At 70.7% G+C, this 21,632-nt stretch carries 19 protein-coding genes; 1 reads left to right on the forward strand and 18 read right to left on the reverse strand.

Annotation, left to right across the window (positions count from 1 at the left end; translation table 11 throughout):
- Nucleotides 1-425: 425 nt before the first annotated feature.
- The 18 genes from QQS41_RS02555 to rho form a co-directional block, all read right to left on the reverse strand.
- The gene (locus QQS41_RS02555) at nucleotides 426-2,600 is read right to left on the reverse strand and encodes a glucose PTS transporter subunit IIA (protein ID WP_448851124.1); all 2,175 of its coding nucleotides are present in this window, start codon (nucleotides 2,598-2,600) and stop codon (nucleotides 426-428) included.
- A 270-nt stretch (nucleotides 2,601-2,870) separates the two neighbouring features.
- Nucleotides 2,871-3,248, reverse strand: a complete 378-nt coding sequence (locus QQS41_RS02560; RefSeq protein WP_448851125.1) for an ATP/GTP-binding protein — start codon at nucleotides 3,246-3,248, stop codon at nucleotides 2,871-2,873.
- Nucleotides 3,248-3,940: an endonuclease NucS gene (gene nucS / locus QQS41_RS02565; protein WP_448851126.1), complete on the reverse strand. Its 693-nt coding sequence runs from the start codon at nucleotides 3,938-3,940 to the stop codon at nucleotides 3,248-3,250. Before nucS ends, QQS41_RS02560 begins: the two co-directional genes overlap by 1 nt.
- A gap of 128 nt (nucleotides 3,941-4,068) precedes the next feature.
- Entirely contained in the window at nucleotides 4,069-4,560 is a 492-nt protein-coding gene (locus QQS41_RS02570) for a DUF2550 family protein (RefSeq protein ID WP_448851127.1), read from the reverse strand.
- A gap of 432 nt (nucleotides 4,561-4,992) precedes the next feature.
- Nucleotides 4,993-5,364, reverse strand: coding sequence for a F0F1 ATP synthase subunit epsilon (locus QQS41_RS02575; protein WP_448851128.1), 372 nt, complete (start codon nucleotides 5,362-5,364; stop codon nucleotides 4,993-4,995).
- Nucleotides 5,365-5,376: 12 nt separating this feature from the next.
- A complete protein-coding gene (atpD, locus tag QQS41_RS02580) occupies nucleotides 5,377-6,813 on the reverse strand; it encodes a F0F1 ATP synthase subunit beta (protein ID WP_448851130.1) in 1,437 nt (478 codons plus the stop codon).
- Between the two features lie 2 nt (nucleotides 6,814-6,815).
- A complete protein-coding gene (locus tag QQS41_RS02585; RefSeq protein WP_448851131.1) occupies nucleotides 6,816-7,799 on the reverse strand; it encodes a F0F1 ATP synthase subunit gamma in 984 nt (327 codons plus the stop codon).
- A 53-nt stretch (nucleotides 7,800-7,852) separates the two neighbouring features.
- Nucleotides 7,853-9,496 carry a F0F1 ATP synthase subunit alpha gene (gene atpA, locus QQS41_RS02590; RefSeq protein WP_448851132.1) on the reverse strand — a complete coding sequence of 548 codons (1,644 nt, stop codon included), beginning with the start codon at nucleotides 9,494-9,496 and terminating at the stop codon, nucleotides 7,853-7,855.
- Between the two features lie 54 nt (nucleotides 9,497-9,550).
- A complete protein-coding gene (locus QQS41_RS02595; RefSeq protein ID WP_448851133.1) occupies nucleotides 9,551-10,369 on the reverse strand; it encodes a F0F1 ATP synthase subunit delta in 819 nt (272 codons plus the stop codon).
- Nucleotides 10,370-10,374: 5 nt separating this feature from the next.
- Nucleotides 10,375-10,935 carry a F0F1 ATP synthase subunit B gene (locus tag QQS41_RS02600; RefSeq protein ID WP_448851134.1) on the reverse strand — a complete coding sequence of 187 codons (561 nt, stop codon included), beginning with the start codon at nucleotides 10,933-10,935 and terminating at the stop codon, nucleotides 10,375-10,377.
- A gap of 30 nt (nucleotides 10,936-10,965) precedes the next feature.
- Nucleotides 10,966-11,208, reverse strand: a complete 243-nt coding sequence (locus QQS41_RS02605) for an ATP synthase F0 subunit C (RefSeq protein ID WP_448851948.1) — start codon at nucleotides 11,206-11,208, stop codon at nucleotides 10,966-10,968.
- 129 nt (nucleotides 11,209-11,337) lie between these two features.
- Nucleotides 11,338-12,132 (reverse strand): F0F1 ATP synthase subunit A, encoded by a 795-nt coding sequence (gene atpB / locus QQS41_RS02610; protein WP_448851135.1) that lies wholly within the window; start codon nucleotides 12,130-12,132, stop codon nucleotides 11,338-11,340.
- A 473-nt stretch (nucleotides 12,133-12,605) separates the two neighbouring features.
- Nucleotides 12,606-13,019: a hypothetical protein gene (locus QQS41_RS02615; RefSeq protein WP_448851949.1), complete on the reverse strand. Its 414-nt coding sequence runs from the start codon at nucleotides 13,017-13,019 to the stop codon at nucleotides 12,606-12,608.
- A gap of 89 nt (nucleotides 13,020-13,108) precedes the next feature.
- On the reverse strand, nucleotides 13,109-14,485 hold the full coding sequence (locus tag QQS41_RS02620; RefSeq protein WP_448851136.1) for an MraY family glycosyltransferase: 1,377 nt from the start codon (nucleotides 14,483-14,485) through the stop codon (nucleotides 13,109-13,111).
- 22 nt (nucleotides 14,486-14,507) lie between these two features.
- Nucleotides 14,508-15,164, reverse strand: a complete 657-nt coding sequence (locus tag QQS41_RS02625) for an L-threonylcarbamoyladenylate synthase (protein WP_448851137.1) — start codon at nucleotides 15,162-15,164, stop codon at nucleotides 14,508-14,510.
- A 128-nt stretch (nucleotides 15,165-15,292) separates the two neighbouring features.
- On the reverse strand, nucleotides 15,293-16,228 hold the full coding sequence (gene prmC, locus QQS41_RS02630; RefSeq protein ID WP_448851138.1) for a peptide chain release factor N(5)-glutamine methyltransferase: 936 nt from the start codon (nucleotides 16,226-16,228) through the stop codon (nucleotides 15,293-15,295).
- Nucleotides 16,229-17,302: a peptide chain release factor 1 gene (gene prfA, locus QQS41_RS02635; RefSeq protein WP_448851139.1), complete on the reverse strand. Its 1,074-nt coding sequence runs from the start codon at nucleotides 17,300-17,302 to the stop codon at nucleotides 16,229-16,231.
- Nucleotides 17,303-17,313: 11 nt separating this feature from the next.
- Nucleotides 17,314-19,296, reverse strand: a complete 1,983-nt coding sequence (gene rho, locus QQS41_RS02640; protein WP_448851140.1) for a transcription termination factor Rho — start codon at nucleotides 19,294-19,296, stop codon at nucleotides 17,314-17,316.
- A 419-nt stretch (nucleotides 19,297-19,715) separates the two neighbouring features.
- Between rho and QQS41_RS02645 the strand changes: the two genes are divergently transcribed.
- Nucleotides 19,716-21,440 (forward strand): long-chain fatty-acid--CoA ligase, encoded by a 1,725-nt coding sequence (locus QQS41_RS02645; protein ID WP_448851141.1) that lies wholly within the window; start codon nucleotides 19,716-19,718, stop codon nucleotides 21,438-21,440.
- Nucleotides 21,441-21,632: the final 192 nt, after the last annotated feature.

Below are 21,632 nucleotides of genomic sequence, written 5' to 3' on the forward strand. Positions count from 1 at the left end.
GGATACCGACCTCGCGGTAGTTCGCCGGCCACTTGCGCACGGGTGCCCGGCAGGCGGGCCGGAACGGCCGCAGAGCGACGGTCCGCGGGCACTCGTGCACGACGTGCCAGATATCCGCCGCGGCGGGCGGAGAAAGCCCAGGTCGCGTTTCCGGGCGCGGCGGCAGGATGGCACACATTGAACGAGTACCCGGGTTTGAGCGCGACAGCCGGCGAACTGATGACGCGGATACGAGCGGATACGGGCGAATACGAGCGAAATGGCCGAAGCGTGCCGGGGTGGGCGGACACGACGCCGCCCCGGCCCGCGGAGTGCGGGGCCGGGGCGGCGATTCGTGTGATTCGGGCCGGGGCCCGGGTGGCCGGCACCGCGCCGGTCACGCGGCCGGAGCCGGGTGGCCGGGCCGGTGCCAATCGGGCCGGGGGCTACTCGGCGGCCTTCGGCGTCGGCGGCTTCGGGACCGCGCGGATGAGGCCCGCGCCCGACTCGACGTCGCCGGACTCGATGAGCGGCTCGATGACGTCGAACTTCCTGTGGTTCGTCACCAGCACGGGGGTCACGGCCGGATGGCCCGCCGCCTCGATGGCGGCGCGGTCGAACCGCACCAGCGGCGTCCCCGCGGTCACGTGGTCGCCCTTGGCGACGAGGAACTCGAAGCCCTCGCCCTCCATCTGCACCGTGTCGATGCCGATGTGGATGAGGATCTGCGCCCCGTCGTCAAGCTTCATGCCGACGGCGTGGCCGGTCGGGAACGTGACGACGACCTTGCCGTCCGCCGGCGCCACGACCGTGTCGCCGGACGGGTCGATGGCCACGCCCTTGCCGACCGCGCCGGAGGCGAAGGCGTCGTCGGGCACCTCGGACAGCGGGACGACGCGGCCGGACATCGGCGCGTAGAGGACGGTGCCGGGCTCGTCGTCGGACTCGTCGAGCTCATGGAGGCCGTGGTGCGCGCCCGCCGCGGCGCCGGCCGCACCCGCACCCGCCGCCGCGGCGGGGGCGACGGAGCCGGAGCGGGAGGCGTCGTCAAGCGACTGCGCGGCTCCCGCGCCGACCAGCGCAGGCTCGCGATCCTCCGCAACCTCGGCGGCCTCCGCGTTCTCGCGCGCGATGCGCTCCCGCGCCTCCGCCTTCTCCGCCGCCGAGCGGTAGTCGAAGAACAGCACCAGCAGCATCGAGGTGAAGAACGCCACCGCGATGCCGATGGCGTAGCCGCCCATCGGGTCGAACGCCGGGATGGTCAGCAGCGACGTGAACACGAACGCGTTCGCCTTCACGTTGAACAGGCCCATGACGATGCCGCCCGCCAGGCAGCCCGGCAGCAGCCGCGCGTACGAGTTGCGGAAGCGCAGCAGCACGCCGTACAGCGACGGCTCCGAGATGCCGCCCAGCAGGCCCGCGAACATGCCGCCCGACGCGACCTGGCGCATCGACCGGTCCTTCTCCTTGATGGACAGGATGGTCACGCCCGTGATGACGCCGAAGCACGCGAAGTTCCACGCGCCCATCGGGCCCTGGATGAAGTCGTAGCCCAGCGTCGCGATGTTCTGGATCATGATGGCGTTCAGCGGCCAGTGCAGGCCCAGCGGCACCATGAACGGGTAGATGAGCGGCACGACGATGGCGAGGATGAACGGGCTGAACTCGTTGATGGCCAGCAGGCCCTGCGAGATGCCGTTGCCGACGCCGATGCCGAACGGGCCGACGATGAACGCCGTCAGCGGGATCATGATGAGCAGGGAGAAGAACGGCACGAACACCATCTGGATGGCGCCCGGGATGATCTTCTTCAGGCCCTTCTCCACGAAGAACAGCAGCACCGCCGCGAACAGGGGCGGGAACACCTGGCCGGCGTAGTCGTTGAGCACCAGCGGCAGGCCGAACACGTGGGTGGTGTAGATCTCGACGCCCTCGGCCGCGCCCTGCGTGACGTCGGCGGTCTCCTTGAGCTTCAGGAACTCCGGCGTCATCAGCGCCGCGGGGATGGCGGCGCCGACCCACTCGTTCGCGCCGAGCTTCCGGGCGGCGGTGGCGCCGACCATGATCGGCAGGAAGTAGAACACCGACCGCCACATGGCGTGCAGGAACTGCCACGTCGGCGGCAGCGTCTCACCCTCCGGCGGGCTGAAGGACTGGATGCCGAACGTGTCCGCCAGCACCAGCAGCGTGATGATGAGCGACGCGCCGAGCAGCGCCCACAGGATCGGCCGGAACGTGTCCGACAGGAACTCGAAGCAGTAGTCGACCCAGCCGAAGCGGCCGCGGACGCCGCCGTACTCCTTCTTGCCGTCGGCGCCGCCGGGGGCGGGCTTCGCGCGGCGGGAGCCGCCGTCGCCCTTCGCCCGCATCTCCGGGGTGGCCAAGATGGCCTGGTGGTAGTTGCCGACGTCGCCGCCCATGATGACCTGCAGGCCGTCGGAGCTCTGCGGCACGACGCCGAGGACCTTCGGGTCGGCGTCGATGGCGTCGCGGTCGACCGCGGACGCGTCGTGGAGGTGGAAGCGCAGCCGGGTGGCGCAGTGCGTGAGCGAGACGATGTTGTCGGCGCCGCCCACGCCGTCGAGGATGGTCTTCGAGGTCTTCGCGACGGTGTCCGCCACGGTGTCCCCTTTCTGTCCGCGGCGCGGCCCGTGTTCCGGGGCGCCGCCTTCGCGAACCGGGGACACGGTCGGACCCCGGCAGCCCCGCCCCGTCGTCGTCTCCCCCGAGGCGCCTGGCGGGATGACCGGGACCGTCACGTGGATACTACCCCCGCGGCGGGCGCGAACGGAAGACGCGATGCCCGGGTTCCGGTGGGGTCTGCGCATATTGCGGTCGCAACCGGACACGCGGGTGTTGCGTTCGTGCGTGACGACGGCGACCGCCCCGGCTCAGCGGCGCCGGTGCACTCCCCTGTCGGCGCGCTTGCGCCAGCAGTTCCGGTGCCAGTGGCGGCGGTCGTCGGCGCGGCCTCCGTAATCGACGGGCCACGCGACGACGTGCGCGACGCCCGGCGGGATCTCCTGGTCGCAGCCCGGGCAGCGGTACCACTTCGTCGCCTGCCCGGCGGTGATGTCGCGGACGTGGAACTCCTCGCCGGACAGGCGCCCGGGGCCGGCCTCGACGCGGGTGGCGGCGAAGCTGGAGCCGAACGACGGCAGCGGGCGCGGCCCGGCGCCTCCCCGGCCGCCGCCGCGGCCCCCGCGCCCGCGCGAGCCGCCGCGCGCTCCCCCGGGGCCGCCTCCCCCGCGCCGGTTCCGGCGCGGCATCAGAACAGCCTCAGCTCGCCGGATTCGGAGCCGCGCAGCTCCTCGTAGTCGACGACGACGCAGTCGATGCCGCGATCCTCGGCCAGCGTCCGGGCCTGGGGCTTGATCTCCTGGGCGGCGAAGACGCCGCGGACGGGCGCGAGCAGCTCGTCGCGGTTGAGCAGCTCGAGGTAGCGGGTGAGCTGCTCGACGCCGTCGATGCCGCCGCGGCGCTTGACCTCCACGGCGACGACGGCGCCGGTGGCGTCGCGGCCCAGCAGGTCGACGGGCCCGATGGCGGTGGGGTACTCGCGGCGGATGAGCTCCCAGCCGGCGCCGAACGTCGTGAAGTGCTCGGCGAGCAGCTCCTGGAGGTGCGCCTCGACGCCGTCCTTCACCAGGCCGGGGTCCTGCCCGAGCTCGTGGCTGACGTCGGAGTACACCTCGGAGACGGTGATGCGCAGCTGCTCGCCCTTCTTGTTCTCGACGACCCAGAGCTGCTCGCCGGTATCCTCGCCGTCCTCGTCGAGGATGGGGCTCTCCCGCAGCGTGCACGGCGGGGTCATCCAGTTCAGCGGCTTGTAGGCGCGGTCGTCGGCGTGGACGGACACGGAGCCGTCGGCCTTGACCAGCAGCAGGCGCGGGGCCTCCGGCAGGTGGGCGGTGAGGCGGCCGACGTAGTCGACGGTGCAGCGGGCGATGACAAGGCGCATTCCCCCACCCTAACGGTCCCCCCCGCTGCCGCCGCACCGGCCCGGCCCGCACGCGGTCGGCGGGTGGCCGGGGAGGCGCCCGTCGTCACGCATCGCATCTGCTTGCGTGACGACGGCTGCCGCGCCGGCTACGCGCGGCCGACCCCGCGGCGACGGATTTCCCGGTAGCGGCGCTCCATGTCGGACGGCAGGCGGCGCGTCTGGCGCGTCGACGGCGACGACTCGATCCACGCGACCAGCGCGGTGTCGGCGCCCGAGTCGACGGCGAACTCCCAGCCGGCGCCCGACTCGCAGGCGATGCCGATGACGTGGGACCCCCGATCGAAGAATCCCGCCTCGACCTCGGTCAGGTCGCGGCGGGACGTCACGTGCGCGGAGCGGCGGTCGATGAAGAAGTCGGCCGACGGACGCAGCGAACGGAGCTTGTACATGCCGGCGCAGTCGTTGGTGAACGTGAGGACGCCGTGGCGCCACCCATGGCCGTCGCCCGCGGTGCCGAGGGGGCGGACGGCGACGGGGAGGCCCTTCGAGCGCAGCAGCACGAAGCGGAGCAGCGCGGCGGCGACCACCGCGGCGAGCAGCAGGACGCCGCCGATCAGGAACGCGAAGAAGGCGGTCACGGTGACCTCGACTTTCCGAAGGGCTGGAGGCCGCGCCGGGTGGGGGCGCCGCCAAGGTAAGCCGTCACGTACATGAAAAACAGGTGAGAAATAGCTTAGCCCACGGTGGATGGTCCGCGAAACCGCGCCGCCGACGCGGGGTTCGCCCGCGCATCCCGCGCGACCGGGGGTCTTCGGTGTGCCGAACTTCTCGGGGCAGACTAACACGGATGCGCGACGACGGCAGGTGGGGCGGCGAAACGGGGCGGTCCCCTGGGGACGTCGTAGCGCTCCCCCGACGGACGTCGTAACGCTCCCTGACGGCGTCGACGTCCGCGACGGGCGGCGGCCCGAGCGTCGCCGGACACGACGGAGCCCCGGCCCTCGGAAGAGGACCGGGGCTCCGGCAGCCGAGTGAACGGCGGGGTGCGGCGTGCGGGGCCGCAGGCCGGCCTAGGCCGAGGCGGCGCGCTCCTTGGCGCGCAGCTCGGACTGGGCCTTCGCCACGACTTCCTCGTCGTCCGAGTCGAGGGCGGCCTTGGCGGCGGACTCGTCGACCTCGTCGGCCCAGACCGCGCGGTCCGCGAGGACCGTGATCTTGGTGCGCGACACGGACAGGAACCCGCCCTGGACCGCGGCGACGAGGGTCTCGCCGTCGGCGGTCTTGATGGTCACCGTGCCGTTGTCGACCAGCTGGCCGAGGAACGGCTGATGGCCGGGCAGCACGCCGATCTCACCCTCGGTGGTCTGCGCGGAAACCAGGGAGGCCTTGCCCTCCCAGAGCTTGCGCTCGACGGCCACCAGTTCAGTGGTGATGTCAGCCATGAGGTTCGCCCCTTACTTGCTCTGCATGTCGGCGTACTTCTTCTCGACGTCGTCGAGGCCGCCGAGGCCGTCGAAGGCCATCTCCGGGTAGTTGTCGAAGTCGCCCTTGCAGATGCGGTCGAACGCCTCGATGGTGTCCTTCAGCGGCACGTAGGAGCCCTTCAGGCCGGTGAACTTCTCCGCGACGAAGAAGTTCTGGCCCAGGAAGCGCTGGATGCGGCGCGCGCGCTGGACGGTGATCTTGTCCTCCTCGGACAGCTCGTCCATGCCCAGGATGGCGATGATGTCCTGCAGCTCCTTGTTCTTCTGCAGGATGTTGATCACCGTCTGGGCGACGCGGTAGTGCTCCTCGCCGACGATCGACGGCTCCAGGATGCGGGAGGTCGAGGTCAGCGGGTCGACGGCCGGGTAGATGCCCTTGGAGGCGATGGAGCGGGAGAGCTCCGTGGTCGCGTCCAGGTGGGCGAAGGTCGTCGCCGGAGCCGGGTCGGTGTAGTCGTCGGCGGGCACGTAGACGGCCTGCAGCGACGTGATGGAGCGGCCCTTGGTGGAGGTGATTCGCTCCTGGAGGACGCCCATCTCGTCGGCCAGGGTCGGCTGGTAGCCGACGGCGGACGGCATGCGGCCCAGCAGGGTCGAGACCTCGGAGCCGGCCTGGGTGAAGCGGAAGATGTTGTCGATGAAGAGCAGCACGTCCTGGTGCTGCACGTCACGGAAGTACTCCGCCATGGTCAGGCCCGACAGCGCGACGCGCATACGGACTCCCGGGGGCTCGTCCATCTGGCCGAACACCAGCGCGGTGTCCTGGAGCACGCCCATCTCCTCCATCTCGAGGAAGAGGTCCGTGCCCTCACGGGTGCGCTCGCCGACGCCGGCGAACACGGAGGTGCCGGAGAACTCGCGGGCGATACGGGTGATCATCTCCTGGATGAGGACGGTCTTGCCGACGCCGGCGCCGCCGAACAGGCCGATCTTGCCGCCCTTGACGTACGGGGTCAGCAGGTCGATGACCTTGATGCCCGTCTCCAGGATCTCGGTCTTGCCCTCGAGCTGGTCGAAGGCCGGGGGCTCGCGGTGGATGCCCCAGCGCTCGCCGTCCTGGCCGACCGACGGGTCGTCCAGGCAGTCGCCCAGCGCGTTGAAGACGTGGCCCTTGACGACGTCGCCGACCGGAACCGAAATCGGCTTGCCGGTGTCGACGACCTCCTTGCCGCGGACCAGGCCGTCGGTCGGGGCCATGGCGATGGTGCGGACCATGTTGTCGCCCAGGTGCTGGGCGGTCTCGAGGACGATGGTCTTGGCGACCGACTCGAGGTCGACCTCGACGGTCAGGGCGTTGTACAGCGCCGGAAGCTCGTTACGCGGGAACTCCACGTCGACGACGGCACCGATGACACGCGCGACGCGACCATGGGTCGTCGCAGTGTCCTGCTTGAGAGCTGTGCTCATATCTAGTCACTTTCTCCGCTGTCGTCGAGCGCACCGGCGCCACCGACGATCTCTGTGATTTCCTGGGTGATCTGCGCCTGACGGGCCTGGTTCGCGACCCTGGACAGGTCCTTCACCAGCTCCGTGGCGTTGTCCGTCGCGGACTTCATCGCGTTGCGTCGAGCGGCCGACTCGGAGGCGGCCGCCTCCAGCATCGCGGCGAAGAGCGTCTTGGACACGTACTGGGGAAGCAGCTCCGACAGGAGGGTGTCGGCGTCCGGCTCGAACTCGTAGTCCGGCTGGACGTCGGCGCCCGAATCGCTGAGCATGTCCTCCCCCAGCTCGAGCTCCTCATCCTGGATGACGGGCTCGATCGGCAGCATCCGATGCGCGACGGGCTGCTGGGACAGCATCGACACGAACTTCGTGTACACGACGTGCACCGTGTCGAAGCCCTGGATTCCCTCGCCCTCGGCGACGCCACGCAGGCCGTCGCGCCACTTCGCGGTGTCGCCGGAGCCGGCGACGAAGCCGTCGATGAGGTGGCGGCGGACGTCGTGGGTCAGCGCGTAGTCGGGATCCTGGGAGAAGCCCTCCCAGGTGCCCGACAGCGGGACCTCGCGGAAATCGTAGTAGTCGATGCCCTTCTTGCCCGTCACGTAGAGGGCGACCTCGTAGCCGTCCTGCTCCAGCTTGGAGCGAAGCTCCGCGGCCTTCTTCAGGACGTTGTGGTTGTAGCCGCCGCACATGCCGCGGTCGCTGGTCACGACCAGGACGGCGGCGCGCTTGGCGTCCTCGCGCTCGTGGAGCATCGGGTGGTCGAGCGAGGATGCCGAGGCGAGCCGCCCGATGACGGACTCGATCTCGTCGGCGTACGGCTGGGAGTCGGCGACGCGTCGCTGCGCCTTGGTGATGCGCGACGTCGCGATGAGCTCCTGCGCCTTGGTGATCTTCTTCGTCGAGTTGACCGACTTGATGCGGGCCCTCAGTTCACGAAGATTCGCCATTGCCTAACGCCTCCCTTCTTTTCCGATGTTGGTCTCTGCCTGCATGTCCCGCCCTACTTCTGGGCGGACTTGCGGGAGACCTTGATCTGCTCCTTCTGCACGTCCTTCTCGTCGATCGGGTCGGCGGGGGCCTCGGAGGCCACCGGGGCGCCCTCGGAGGTCTGGAAGGACTTCTTGAACTCGTCCGTGGCCGACTCGATGGCGGACTTCGACTCGTCCGAGAACGCCTTGCCGCCCTCGATCTGGTCGAACACGGCAGCGTTGTTCGCGTGCAGGTGCTCGAGGAGCTCGGCCTCGAAGCGGCGGACGTCCTCGACCGGGACGTCGTCGAACTTGCCCTCGCCGGCGAGGTAGATGGAGGTCATCTGATCCTCGACGGCCTGCGGGTTGTTCTCCTTCTGCTTCAGCAGCTCGACCAGGCGCTGGCCGCGCTCCAGCTGGCGCTTGGAGGCGTCGTCCAGGTCGGAGGCGAACATGGCGAACGCCTCGAGGTCGCGGTAGGAGGCCAGGTCCAGACGCAGGTTGCCGGACACCTTCTTCATGCCCTTCGTCTGGGCCGCGCCACCGACTCGGGAAACGGAGATGCCGACGTTGATGGCCGGGCGGACGCCCTGGTTGAACAGGTCGGACTCCAGGAAGACCTGGCCGTCGGTGATGGAGATGACGTTGGTCGGGATGAACGCCGACACGTCGTTGGCCTTGGTCTCGATGATCGGCAGGGCGGTCAGCGAGCCGGCGCCCATGTCGTCGGACAGCTTGGCCGCGCGCTCCAGCAGGCGGGAGTGCAGGTAGAACACGTCGCCCGGGTAGGCCTCGCGGCCCGGCGGACGGCGCAGCAGCAGGGAGATGGCGCGGTACGCCTCGGCCTGCTTGGTCAGGTCATCGTAGATGACCAGGACGTGCTTGCCCTGGTACATCCAGTGCTGGCCCAGGGCCGCGCCCGCGAACGGGGCGAGCCACTTGAAGCCGGCGGAGTCGGACGCCGGGGCCGCGACGATGGTCGTGTAATCCAGGGCGCCGTGCTCCTCGAGGGTCGCGCGGACGCCGGCGATGGTCGAGCCCTTCTGGCCGACGGCGACGTAGATGCAGCGCACCTGCTTCGTCGGGTCGCCGGACTCCCAGTTCGCCTTCTGGTTCAGGATCGTGTCGAGGCACACCGCGGTCTTGCCCGTCTTGCGGTCGCCGATGATCAGCTGTCGCTGACCGCGGCCGATCGGGGTCATCGCGTCGATGGCCTTGATGCCGGTCTGCATCGGCTCCTCGACCGGCTGACGCTGCAGCACGGTCGGGGCCTGAAGCTCGAGGACGCGGTCCTCGTCGGCCTTGATGTCGCCCAGGCCGTCGATCGGCTGGCCCAGGGGGTTGATCACGCGACCGAGGAACTCGTCCCCGACCGGGATGGACAGGACATCGCCCGTCCGCTTGACCTCGTCGCCCTCGGAGAGGGACTCGAAGTTGCCCAGGACCACGACGCCGATCTTGTCGGTGTCGAGGTTCTGCGCGACGCCGATGACGCCGCCCGGGAACTCGAGAAGCTCGTTGGTCATGACCGACGGCATACCCGAAACCTGCGCGATGCCATCAGCCGCGCTGATGACCACGCCGACCTCCTCGCGGGAGGCCTCCGGGGAGTAGCTCGAGGTGTAATTCGCAATCGCGCTACGGATCTCGTCGGAGGAGATCGTCAGCTCCGCCATGTTCTTCCTGCTCTCGCTTAATTCTCTTCCAGTGTTACTTCGTGAAACCATCCGTCAGCCGAGGCCGACGCGCAGCTTCTCGAGCTTCCTCGAGAGGCTGCCGTCGATGACCTCGTCGCCGACCCGGATGACCAGACCGCCCATGATCGACTCGTCGATCTCGGTGTGGATGGACATCTCGCTGCCGTAGACACGGGCGAGCTTGTCCTCGAGCGTGCGCTCCTGCTCCCCGGTGAGGGGCGCGGCGCTGGTCACTCGGGCGACGGTCCGGTTCCGGAGGCCGGCGGCCTGCCGGGACAGGGCGTCGATGTCGTCCGCGGGGCGGGTATCGGGGCGGCCGACGGCCTGCAGTGCCAGGGCCTCGGTCACGGACGTGACCTTGCCGTACAGCACGCTGGCCAGGAGACCGCGCTTGGCTTCGGGGGTTGCGGCCTTGTCGGCCAGCAGCTGCTCCAGCTGCGCTTCGTCGACGAGGAGGCGTCCCAGGCGGAACAGCTCCTCCTCGACCGTCTCGAGCTGGCCCTGGCCCTCCGCGGAGCGGAGCAGCGCACGGCGGCCGAGGTCAACCAGGCCGGCGCGGAACTCGCGCGTGTTGGACCAGTCCTGCGCGGCGGCCTCCGTCAGGACCTCGAGGGTCTGAGCGGCGACCTTGCCCTCCAGCAGGGACCGGACGATGCCGGTTCGCTGCTCGGCCGGCGTCGCGGCGTCGGCGACGGCGACACGCAGGCCGCGGTCGGAGTCGAGGAGCTCGACGACGTCGAAAAGCTCGGAACCGATCTGGGCCGCGGCCGCGACGGAGTCGCCGGACCCGCCGAGGCGGGCGTCCAGCTCCGTGCGGAGCTTCGCCAGGGATTCGCGGCTAGCTGCGTGCATGTCGCCTACTTTCCGTTCGGGGCCACAGAATCGAGGGAGCCGAGGAAGCTGTCGATCGTGCCGGACTTCTTCACGCCGTCCGACAGCTCCTCGCCGAGCAGGCGCTCGGCCAGGTTGATCGAGTTCTGGCCCATCTCCTTGCGGAGATCGGCAACGATCTGCTCGCGCTGGGCGAGCAGCTGCTTCTCGCCGGCCTCGATGATGCGGGCCTGCTCGTCGTTCGCCTTCGCCGTGGCGTCGGCGATGATCTTCTGGCCCTGGACACGGGCCTCGTCGCGAATCTTCGCGGCTTCGGTGCGGGCCTCGGCGAGCTGGCTGTTGTACTTCTCGAGAGCGGCCTTGGCCTCGTTCTGCGCGGCCTCGGCGCGCTCGATGCCGCCCTCAATCCGGTCCTCCCGCTCGGTCAGGACCTCCTGGAACTTCGGAAGGACAGCCTTCCAGAAGATGACCAGGATCACGACGAGCGGGACAATGGACCAGACGATGTCGTAGTTCATCGGCAGGAGGGGGCCCAGCTGGTTGTCCAGCGGCAGCGCCCCTTCCGCCAGGAAGGTGAAATCAGTCATGGTTCAGTGTTCTCCGCGTCGGGTCCGGACTTAGAAGATGAAGCCGGCGACCAGGCCGATGAGGGCGAGGGCCTCGGTGAAGGCGATGCCGAGGAACATCGTGGTGCGGAGCTGACCGGCCATCTCCGGCTGGCGCGCCATGCCCTCGACCGTCTTGCCGGCGAGGATGCCGATGCCCAGGCCCGGGCCCAGGGTCGAGATGCCGTAGCCGATGGTCTTCAGGCCGCCGGTGGTGTCGACAGCGCCCTGGGCGAGGTTGATGACGTCGTTCATGGTGAACCGTTCCCTTTCTGAGGAGTCCCGGGTGAAGGTGTCGAAGTTGAAGGGCACCCGGGGCATGGAAGTGGGGTCGTGTATTCAGTTGGAGTTTTCAGCCCCCGGCGAGAGCCGGGTTCCGGGTGCCTAGTGCTCGTCCGCGTGCAGCGACAGCTCGATGTACACCGCGGTCAGCAGGGCGAAGATGTACGCCTGCAGGAAGATGACCAGCAGCTCGAACAGCGTGAACAGGATGGAGGCGACCAGGGTCAGTCCGGCGAAAGCCGTCCAGCCGTTCAGCTGCCAGAAGAAGAAGTTCGTGGCGCCGAACAGGAGGACGAGGACCATGTGGCCCGCCAGCATGTTGGCCATCAGACGGATGGTGAGGGTGGCGGGGCGCAGGACGAACGTGGAGAAGATCTCGATGGGAACCACGATGACGTGGAGCAGCGGCGGCAGGTTCGGGATGACGACGGAGGACTTCACGTAGCGGAAGAACCCGTACTTCTTGGCGCCCGCGTAGATCATCGTGATGTACGCCAGGATCGCCAGAACCAGCGGCATGCCGACTCGTGCGTTCGGCGAGATGTTGAGGCCCGGAATGACGGCCGCGACGTTCATCGCGAAGACCAGGAAGAAGATGGTGGCGATGACCGGCAGGAACCGGCGCCCCTCCCTCTTGCCCAGGATGTCCTCGGCGATGTGGATGCGGACGAAGTCCAGGAAGTACTCCGCGACGTTCTGCAGGCCCGACGGCACCAGCTTCGGCCGCCTCATGGCGATGAGGAAGAACACGCCGACGACGACCGCCATGAGCAGGCGGACGAGCATCAGACGGTCCAACGCGTACCAGTCACCAGCACCGCCAAGGATGAACTGGTCGTAGTACTCACCCGGGAAATACTCCTTCTCCAAGGTGGGGGCGTGGAATCCGCCCCGCATCTCAGCAAGTGTTGTAACGCTCAGCGTTCTCTCCCGTGTTTGGGCCGCATGAACAAGGTCAAGCGGTGCGAGGGATGGCGTTTAACGTGGGCCGCCGGGGATTCCTTCGCACATCCGATCGGCGCTCACGGGGTCCGCCGGCCCGGTCCGCCGCATCCTCCTCGGGGGATGCCGCGGGGCCGTCCGGACGCACCCGTGCCCCACGCGCCTCGCGGCGGTTCTCATGGGGCGGCGGGGAATCCGGCGCAGGCCGTCTTACCCATCGCTCAGGATAACAGTTACGTTGCGACGTTTCCCACCCGGCACCCCCCGGATCCGAGCGGGTTACGGGCATTCGCCGGAAAGCGCGGTGCCCGTACCCCCTCCCCGATGGGTGGGTACGGGCACCGCGCTCCGTGGTCCGCATGCTCGGCGCAGGTGACGGGCCTGCGCGCGTGTCCGGGGGCGGCCTGCGGCGCCACCCCCGGTCCCGCTCAGCGGGATCCGTAGTACGTGAGGTTCTCCTGCGACATTCCCCACATTTCCGCGCCGAGGGTGACGGCCATGGCCAGCAGCACCGTGACGAAGAAGGCCCAGCGATCGTAGAAGGCCATGCCGTCGATGACGGCGAGGATGACGATGAGGACGATGATCTTCACCAGCCAGCCGCCCATGACGACGGCGCCGGTGACGGTCGGGGTGGTCTTCGCGGTCGCCCAGATGAGCAGGACGGTCACCAGGACGAAGCCGCCGCCGATGGCGCCGCCGAGGACGACACCCCAGATGCCGGGCATGCCCTCCTTGCCGCCCCAGGCGAGCAGCGACAGGACCACGACGCCGAGCAGGGCGAGGGCGCCGGTCCGCGCGGCCGCGGCGAGCGGGCGGCGGGAGTCGTCGTACTGCGAGATGGTCGCGGCGTCGGCCTCGGCCTTCGCGCGCTGCCGGTCGGCGAGGGACTCGCCGGCGGCGTCGTCGGTGGGCTGGTCGTCGTGTTCGGTCACGTCCGGGGATCATACCGGCGGGCGGCGCCGCGGCCGCGCCGCGGGTCCCCGCCGCTCCCCCGGCCCGGGTCCCCGGCCCCGGTGCCGCGCGCGTCGGCGCCAGCCGCGCGCCGGTTCCGGCCGGCGTGGCGCCCCGGCCCGGCGATGCGGTCGGCGCGGACGAGGCCGCGGCGGCGCCAGCCGTCGCGCGCCGCCTCCCGCCGCTCGTCGCCGTAGCGGCGCGACAGCAGGCGGCGGGTGGGGCCGAACGTGACGACGGCCGCCGCGATGAGCGCGAGCCCGAAGGTCACGGCGACGAACGGCAGCGGGAACATGGTGGTGCCGACCGCGCCGTAGGCCACGACGGACAGCCACATGTACAGCACGAGGACGACGTCGCGGTGCGAGTGGCCCATCGCCAGCAGCCGGTGGTGGAGGTGCCGCTTGTCCGGGGAGAACGGGGACCGCCCCTGGGAGGTGCGGCGGACGACGGCCATGAACAGGTCGAGCAGCGGCACGGACAGGGCGGCGACGACGATGATGACCGGGGCCATGAGGGCGAAGACGTCGGCGGTGCCGTACATCGACGGGGAGATGCGGCCGGACGCCGAGGTCGAGGCGGCGGCGAGCATGAGGCCGATGAACATGGCGCCGGAGTCGCCCATGAAGATGCGGGCCGGCTCGAAGTTGTGGGGCAGGAAGCCCGCGCAGGCGCCGAGCAGCACGGCGGAGATCATCGCCGGCGGGTAGGCGGAGACGGCGCCGCCCTGGTCGTAGAGCATGATCATGGAGTAGACGAGCAGGGCGGCCGCGGCGATCATGCCGAGGCCCGCGGCCAGCCCGTCGATGCCGTCGACGAAGTTCAGGGCGTTGATGAGCGCGACGGTGAACACGACCGTAAGCACCGTCGACAGGACGGGGTCGAGGATTACGGTGCCGACGCCGGGGACGTAGATGATGTACCAGGTCAGGCCCATCACCGACATGGCGAGGGCGGAGGCCACCTGGCCCAGCAGCTTCGCCAGGGCGTCGAGGTCGAACAGGTCGTCCAGCACGCCCGTGATGAGCAGGAAGAACGCGGCGACGACGACGGCGGGCATGTCGCCCGTCGACGGCGGGAACCCGCGGGTCAGCGCCGGGAGCTCGCTGGCCAGCCAGATGGCGGTGAGCGCTCCGGTGAACATGGCGACGCCGCCGAGGCTGGGCTTCGGCATGTCGTGGACGTCGCGGGTGCGCGGGGCGTCGAGGCGGCCGGAGCGGATGATCGCCCACCGGACGACGCCGGTGAGCAGGTAGGACACGGCGGCGGAGACGAGCGTGAGCAGTGCGAGCTCGCGCAGGGGCACGCCCGCCCCGGCGCCGGCCGCCGCCAGCGTCATCGTCGCCGCCTCCACGGATGGGTCCCCTGGTCCGGGGTCAGCGGCCGCGGAGGGCGTCGGGGGACTTCGACAGGACCTCGGCGATGCGCTCGACCGGCACGGCGCCCTCGCGCAGGACGCGGGGCTCCTGGCCGGACATGTCGACGATGGTCGACGGCTCGCCGATGGTGGCCTGGCCGCCGTCAAGGTAGACCGCGGCCTCGTTGCCCAGCTGCTGCTTGGCGCGGACGGCGGTGAGCGCCGGGTCCTGGCCGGAGATGTTGGCCGAGGAGACGGCCATCGGGCCGGTCTCGCGCAGCAGGTCGATGGCGATGGGGTGCAGCGGCATCCGCACCATGACGGTGCCGCGCGTGTCGCCGAGGTTCCACGGCAGCGACGGGGCCTGGTTGACGACGAGCGACAGCCCGCCCGGCCAGAACGCCTCCACCAGGGCCTCCGCGGCCGGGGTAAACTCGCGGACCAGGCCGCGGACGGTCGTCCAGGAGCCGACGAGCACCGGCACCGGCATGTCCGGGCCCCGGTGCTTCGCGCGCAGGAGGTTCGCGACCGCCTGGTTGTCGAAGGCGTCGCAGCCGAGGCCGTAGACGGTGTCGGTGGGCGTGACGACGAGGCGCCCGGCCTTCACCGCGTCGACCGCGGCCCGCAGGCCGTCGGCGCGCCCCTTCTCGGTGGAGCAGTCGTAGATCCTGGCCATGGGGCCGTCCCCTTCCGTGGTGGTTGGTCGTCGTCGTGTCGTCCGTCGCCGCCCGGGTCGCCCCGGTCCGGCCCGTGCCCGTCCGGCGCGTCCGGGCCGGTCCCGGCCGTTCCCCGGACCGCGCCGGCTCAGGCCCGGCGGGCCGTCGTGTACCGGTCGCGGCCGGCGAGGTCCCGCCGGCAGGCGACGCCGCGGAAGCCGCCGGCGTCCGCGAAGGCCGCCGCGGCGCCCTCCGCGCCGTCGTCGTCGTGCTCCACCGCGGCGAACCCGCCGGGGCGCAGCAGCGCGCGCACGACGCCCATCATAGGACGGATGACGTCCAGGCCCGTCTCACCCGCGAAGACCGCGTCATGGGGGTCGGCGCGGACCTCCGGGTCGACGGGCGTCGGCTCCGGCACGTACGGCGGGTTCGACAGGACGACGTCGGCCAGGCCCGCGAGCCCGGCCAGCGCTCCCCCGTCCTCCAGGATGGCGGGGTCGGTGACGTCGCCGGAGACCAGGGACACGTCGCGCTCCGGGCCCGGCGCCTCCTCCCAGCGCCTGCGGCAGACCGCCGCGTTGCGCAGCGCCCATTCAAGGGCGGCGTCGGACTTCTCCACGCCGACGACGCGGGCCGACGGCACGAGATCCGCCACCGCCAGCGCGATCGCCCCCGACCCGGTGCACAGGTCGACGACGACGGGCCGGCGGACACCGTCGCGGATCATCTCCCGCAGCACCCCCGCCGCCTCGTCGACCATCAGCTCGGTCTCCGGGCGGGGCACGAACACCCCGGGGCCCACGGCCAGCTCCAGGCCCATCATCGGCGCCGTGCCGAGGATGTGCTGCAGCGGCTCCCGGGCCGCCCGGCGCCGCACCAGATCGGGCAGCGCGGACGCCAGGGGGTCGCCGTCGTCAAGCGAATCGTTGCGGGAGAGCAGCAGATCGGCGCGCGACCTGCGGGAGCAGTGCAGCGCCAGCGCCTCCGCGTCCGCGCGCGGCGAGGCGACGCCCGCGGCGGCGAGCTCCGCCTCCGCGGCCGCCAGCGCCGCGCCGACGGTGCGCGGCGCGTCCGGGGCCGTCACCTACTCGGCCTCCAGGCGCTCCCGGCGCTCCGCGTCGTGCAGCGCGGTCAGCAGGTCCGACATGTCGCCGCCGAGCACGGCGTCGAGGTTGTGGGCCTTGTAGCCGATGCGGTGATCGGACACGCGGTTCTCCGGGAAGTTGTAGGTGCGGATGCGCTCCGAGCGGTCCATCGTGCGCACCTGCGAACGGCGGGTGTCGGACGCCTCCGCGGCGGCCTCCTCCTCGCGCATCTGCTGCAGGCGCGCGGCCAACACCTGCATGGCGCGGGCCTTGTTCTGGATCTGCGAGCGCTCCTTCTGGCACGTCACGATGAGGCCGGTCGGCAGGTGCGTGATGCGCACCGCCGAGTCGGTCGTGTTGACGCCCTGGCCGCCCTTGCCGGAGGCGCGGTAGACGTCGACGCGGATGTCCTTGTCGTCGATCTCCACGTCCTCGACCTCGTCCGGCTCCGGGTACACCAGCACCGCCGCGGCGGACGTCTGGATGCGGCCCTGCGACTCCGTCACGGGGATGCGCTGCACGCGGTGGACGCCGCCCTCGAACTTGAAGACGCTCCACGCGCCATCGCGCGACGGGTTCTTCGCGCGCACGGACATGGACATGTCCTTGACGCCGCCCAGATCGGACTCGGAGACGCCGAGCACGTCGATGACGAAGCCGTTCTTCTCCGCGTACCGCTGGTACATGCGGGCCAGCTCGCCGGCGAACAGCGCCGCCTCCTCGCCGCCCGCACCGGACTTGATCTCCATGACGATGTCGTCCGCGTCATGCGGGTCGCGCGGGGCGAGCAGATCGGCGAGCTCCTCCTCGAGCTCCACCCGCTCCGCCTCCAGGCGCTCCGCCTCCTCGGCGAACTCCGACTCCTCGCGCGCCATCTCGCGCGCCGCCTCCAGGTCCTCCGTCACCTGCGTCAGGCGCCGGTGGCACTGGATGATCGGCTGCAGCTGCGAGAAGCGCTTGCCGACGCGCCGCGCCGCGGCCTGGTCGTTGTGCAGCTCCGGGTCGGCCATCTGCTGCTCGAGGCCGTGGTACTCCGCCAGGACGTCGTCGACGGCGGTCACCTGCTGTGCCATGTGAATTCTCCTTAGACCATCTCGTCGACGTCGACGTCCGCGGCCATCGGCGCCGACGACGCCACCTGCATGAGGAACTCGCGGTTGTTCTTCGTCTTCTTCAGCTGCTTGATGAGCAGGTCGATCGCGGCCTGCGGCTCCAGCGCCGACAGGATGCGGCGCAGCTTGTGCATGATGCGCGCCTCCTCCGTCGACAGCAGCAGGTCATCCTTGCGGGTGCCCGACGGGTTCACGTCGACCGCCGGGAACACGCGGCGCTCCGAGATGCGGCGATCCAGCTTCAGCTCCGCGTTGCCGGTGCCCTTGAACTCCTCGAAGATGACCGTGTCGCCGGCCGAGCCCGTCTCCACCATCGCCGTGGCGATGATGGTCAGCGAGCCGCCCTCCTCGATGTTGCGCGCCGCGCCGAGGAAGCGCTTCGGCGGGTACAGCGCGTTCGAGTCGACGCCGCCCGACAGGATGCGGCCCGACGCCGGCGAGCAGTTGTTGTACGCGCGGCCCAGGCGGGTGATGGAGTCCAGCAGGACGACGACGTCCTGGCCCTGCTCCACCAGGCGCTTCGCCCGCTCGATGGCCAGCTCCGCAACGGCCGTGTGGTCCGACGGCGGACGGTCGAACGTCGAGGCGATGACCTCGCCGCGCACCGACCGCTGCATGTCGGTGACCTCCTCCGGGCGCTCGTCGACGAGGACGACCATCATGTAGCACTCGGGGTTGTTCGTCGCGATGGCGTTCGCGATGTTCTGCAGGATCGTCGTCTTGCCCGCCTTCGGCGGGGACACGATGAGCGCGCGCTGGCCCTTGCCGATCGGCATGATCAGGTCGATCACGCGCGTCGTCAGGATCTTCTGCTCCGTCTCCAGGCGCAGGCGTCGGTTCGGGTACAGCGGCGTCAACTTCGCGAACTCGCGGCGGCGCGTCGCCTCCTCCGGCGCCAGGCCGTTGACCTTGTCCACCTGGACCAGCGGGTTGTACTTCCGCTTGTTGCGGCCCGAGCCGTGCGTGACCTGGCCGGCGGTGCCGCCGTCGCGCGGCATGCGCACCTGGCCGACGACCGCGTCGCCCTTGCGCAGCCCGTGCTTCTTCACCATCTGCTGCGAGACGAACACGTCGTTCGGGCCCGGCAGGTAGCCGGAGGTGCGGACGAACGCCGAGTTGTTGTCCAGCACGTCGACGATGCCGGCAACGGGCTGCAGGACGTCGCCCTCGCGGATCTCGTCCGGGCCTCCCCCGCCCTTGTTGTCGCGGCCCTTCCGATCGCGGCGGTTGCGGCGGTTGCGGCGCCCGCGGCGGCCGCCCTGCTCGTCGTCGTCGCCGTGGCGGTTGTTGTTCTTGTTGTTCTGGCCGCCGTTGCTGTTGCCGTTGCCGCCGTTGTTGTTCTGGCCGTCGTTCTTCTGGCCGCCGTCGCCCTTGTTCCGGCCGCCGTCGCCGTCGTTGTTCTGGCCCTTGCCGCCGTTGCCGTCGTTCCGGTTGCGGCCGCCGTCGTCGTTGCCGTTGTTCTGGCCGCCGTTGCCGCCGTTGCCGCCGTTGTTCTGGCCGTCGCCGTCGTTGCCGCGGTTGCGGTTGCGGGTGCGGCGGGCGCGGCGGGCCTGCGAGCGGGACTGGGGGCGGACGTCGCCGTCGTTGCCGTTGCCGCCGCGGTCGTCGTTGCCGCGGTCCCCCTTGTCTCCGCGGTCGCCGCGATCCCCCTGGTCGCCGCCCTTGCCGGACTTCCCGGAGCCGCCGTCGCCGGCGTCGCCGCCCTTCTTCGGGGCGTCGTTCTTCGGCCCGTCGCCCTTCGGCGCGTCGCCGCGGTCGGCCGCGCGCTCCTGCGCGGCGGCCTTCTTCGCGGCGCCGCCGCCGTGACCCTGGATCGCCGCGATGAGGTCGCTCTTGCGCATGCCGGAGATGCCCCGGATGCCCTTCTGCGCGGCCATCGCCTTCAGCTCCGGCATGCGCAGCGCGGCGAGGTTGTCCTGGCCCTTGTCCTGGGCGGTGGTGTCCGTATCGCTCACGGAATTCCTTTCATTCGGCTGCCCGCCTCGTGGCCGTGCCGGCGGATTCGCATCCGGCGGTCGCCTCCCGGCGGTCGGGCTCCCCCGCCCGCGGCCGGCGACGTCGGATCCGTCGGGGCGCCCGCGCGCCGTCGTCGGCGCGGGGATGCTGCGGGGGCGTGCACGGCCGGATCGGCGGGCGAACAACTCCCTCGATGCGGTCCTGGTCGGCGTGGGGCGTGTGCGGCGGGGTCCTCCCCCGGAAGCGGTCGCCGGCGTCGCCGGTTCGCTCGGGGCCCCGCCCCGGTGCCGTGGCTTGCGCCGACCGGACGGCCGTATCCCTGACAGGGTAACCCCGCCGCCGCGGGTCGGGCAACACCCGGGCGCCCGACGCGTCGCGGGCGCCCGTGGCGGGCGCACCCGCGCGATAGGCTGGGCGCATGCGCAGCACGATGCAGGAGATCCCGCTGTCCGTCGCGCGGATCCTGGAGTACGGCAGCACGGTCCACGGCGGCACGACCGTCACGACGTGGGGCCCGTCGGGACCGGAGGTGACGACGTTCGCGGCGATCGGCGCCCGCGCCGCCGCCCTGGCCAACGGCCTGCGCGATGATCTGGGGATCGACGGCGACCAGCGCGTCGGCACACTCATGTGGAACTGCGCGGAGCACCTGGAGACCTTCCTGGCCGTCGCCTCGATGGGTGCGGTGTTCCAGCCGGTGAACAAGCAGCTGATGCCGGACCAGATCGCCCACATCATCCGGCACGCGCACGACGAGGTGCTGATCGTCGACCCGCGGATCGCCCCGTCGCTGGGGCCGATCCTGAAGGAGACGCCGTGCGTGCGGGCGATCATCTTCATCGACGCGGAGGGCCACACCCTGGCCGACGCCGCCGCCCACGTGCCCGACGGCATCGAGGTCCACTCCTACGAGGCGTTCCTCGACGGCCGGCCGTCGTCGTTCGACTGGCCGGTCATCGACGAGACCGAGGGCGCGGCGATGTGCTACTCCACCGGCACCGTCGGCGCGCCGAAGGGCGTCGTCTACTCGCAGCGCTCCATCTACCTGCATTCGCTGAACCTGCGGACGACGGACGCGTTCGGCATCACCCACGGCGTGCCGTGGCTGTGCTGCGTGCCCATCTACCACGTCCTGAGCTGGGGCGTCCCGCTGGCGGCGTTCGCGTGCGGCGCCCCGCTGGTGTTCCCGGGCGCCGATCTGTCGGCGCCGCGCCTGGCGGAGATCGTCGAGACGTCGATGCCGCGCGTGGCGCAGGGCGTGCCGACGTTGTGGATCGGCCTGATGGTCCACTACCTCAACAACCCGCCGGAGAGGATGTCGCTGCAGGAGATTTTCGTCGGCGGCTCGCCGTGCCCGCCGGGCCTCATCCGGGTGTGGGAGGAGCGCTACGGCGTCGACGTCATCCACCTGTGGGGCATGACGGAGACGTCGCCCATCGGCACGGTGTCGCGCCCGCCGTACGGCGCCTCCGGCGAGACCCGCGAGCGCTACCGCGTCAGCCAGGGCCGCTTCCCGGAGCTGATGGAGTTCCGCATCGTCGACGAGAACGGCGAGGTCCTGGAGCTCCACGACCGCAACTCGGGTGAGCTGCAGGTCCGCGGCAACACGGTGACGGGCCGGTACTACCACTCCCCCGACCAGGACGACGGCGGCGACGCCCACGTCTTCCGCGGCGACGAGGTCGACGACGCGGAGTCGAAGTTCACCGACGACGGCTGGCTGCGCACCGGCGACATCGGCTCCATCACCCGCGACGCGTACCTGACGGTGCAGGACCGGGCGAAGGACGTCATCCGCTCCGGCGGCGAGTGGATCTACTCCGTGCAGCTGGAGAACCTGGTCATGGAGGCGCCGGAGGTCGTCGAGTGCGCCGTGATCGGGTACCCGGACCGGAAGTGGGGCGAGCGCCCGCTCGCGGTGACAGTGCTTATCGACGGGACCCCGCGCGACGAGTCCACCGCCCACGCCCTGCGCGAGCGGCTGAAGAAGAAGCTGCCGAACTGGATGGCGCCGGAGTACTGGACCTTCGTCGACCACATCGACAAGACGTCGGTGGACAAGTTCGACAAGAAGGACCTGCGGAAGCACCTCGCGGACGGGGACTTCGACATCGTGGAGCTGCCGGGCCCGGGCTCGATCTGACGGGCGGCGGCGCGCCGGCCGATTCCCCGCCGCCCCATACGGAGCCCTTCCGGCGAACGGGACACTTTCCGCCAAACCGGACCCACCTACGACACGACCCACCGGCCCCGGCCGTGCGGTCCCGCTCGCGGTCGCCCATCGGCCGCGGCGGCCCCCTCACAGACGGAGCCGTTCCGGCGACCGCGACCCTCG

Source organism: Corynebacterium sp. 335C (assembly GCF_053525695.1).

What these genes read in the sequence shown, in the direction of transcription:
- QQS41_RS02560 (WP_448851125.1), bottom strand. Translation starts at nt 3,248, where the DNA reads ATGCCGCGCCGGAACCGGCGCGGGGGAGGCGGCCCCGGGGGAGCGCGC.
- nucS (WP_448851126.1), bottom strand. Translation starts at nt 3,940, where the DNA reads ATGCGCCTTGTCATCGCCCGCTGCACCGTCGACTACGTCGGCCGCCTC.
- QQS41_RS02575 (WP_448851128.1), bottom strand. Translation starts at nt 5,364, where the DNA reads ATGGCTGACATCACCACTGAACTGGTGGCCGTCGAGCGCAAGCTCTGG.
- atpD (WP_448851130.1), bottom strand. Translation starts at nt 6,813, where the DNA reads ATGAGCACAGCTCTCAAGCAGGACACTGCGACGACCCATGGTCGCGTC.
- QQS41_RS02585 (WP_448851131.1), bottom strand. Translation starts at nt 7,799, where the DNA reads ATGGCGAATCTTCGTGAACTGAGGGCCCGCATCAAGTCGGTCAACTCG.
- atpA (WP_448851132.1), bottom strand. Translation starts at nt 9,496, where the DNA reads ATGGCGGAGCTGACGATCTCCTCCGACGAGATCCGTAGCGCGATTGCG.
- QQS41_RS02595 (WP_448851133.1), bottom strand. Translation starts at nt 10,369, where the DNA reads ATGCACGCAGCTAGCCGCGAATCCCTGGCGAAGCTCCGCACGGAGCTG.
- QQS41_RS02600 (WP_448851134.1), bottom strand. Translation starts at nt 10,935, where the DNA reads ATGACTGATTTCACCTTCCTGGCGGAAGGGGCGCTGCCGCTGGACAAC.
- QQS41_RS02605 (WP_448851948.1), bottom strand. Translation starts at nt 11,208, where the DNA reads ATGAACGACGTCATCAACCTCGCCCAGGGCGCTGTCGACACCACCGGC.
- atpB (WP_448851135.1), bottom strand. Translation starts at nt 12,132, where the DNA reads ATGCGGGGCGGATTCCACGCCCCCACCTTGGAGAAGGAGTATTTCCCG.
- QQS41_RS02625 (WP_448851137.1), bottom strand. Translation starts at nt 15,164, where the DNA reads ATGGCCAGGATCTACGACTGCTCCACCGAGAAGGGGCGCGCCGACGGC.
- prfA (WP_448851139.1), bottom strand. Translation starts at nt 17,302, where the DNA reads ATGGCACAGCAGGTGACCGCCGTCGACGACGTCCTGGCGGAGTACCAC.
- QQS41_RS02645 (WP_448851141.1), top strand. Translation starts at nt 19,716, where the DNA reads ATGCGCAGCACGATGCAGGAGATCCCGCTGTCCGTCGCGCGGATCCTG.